Source organism: Acetobacter pomorum (assembly GCF_002738225.1).
GTDB lineage: Bacteria > Pseudomonadota > Alphaproteobacteria > Acetobacterales > Acetobacteraceae > Acetobacter > Acetobacter pomorum.
Genome location: NZ_PEBQ01000068.1, coordinates 1 through 276, shown reverse-complemented (window position 1 = coordinate 276; position 276 = coordinate 1). Strand labels below are relative to the sequence as shown.

Sequence of the window (276 nt, the reverse complement as noted above, 5' to 3'; positions counted from 1 at the left end):
AGAGTCGAATCGTCACTTTGGTGTTTTTTTGACCTTGACGACTCTAGAGTCAAGTCACGAGTCGAATCGCCGGTGAATCGTGTGGTGAGTCGTCCGGCGACGTGCCATAACGTGATTGCCGGCCGTCGACGAACCCGATTCCTGATCGTGCTGAAAACCGGTTTTCCGGCTGCGCCGGCAACGCTTCACGGCCACGCAATAAATTGCGTCCCCGTTCACCGTTTTCGGATAGGAAGAACGCCGGAAACAGGACTTACCCTGGCTGAATGGCGTGAA

The 276-nt window shown here is 55.1% G+C and carries 1 protein-coding gene; it reads right to left on the bottom strand.

From position 1 onward, the window contains the following. Positions 1 to 54: 54 nt before the first annotated feature. Positions 55 to 276: hypothetical protein (locus tag CSR02_RS16810; protein ID WP_208616803.1), on the bottom strand; the 222-nt coding region annotated here is incomplete at its 5' end.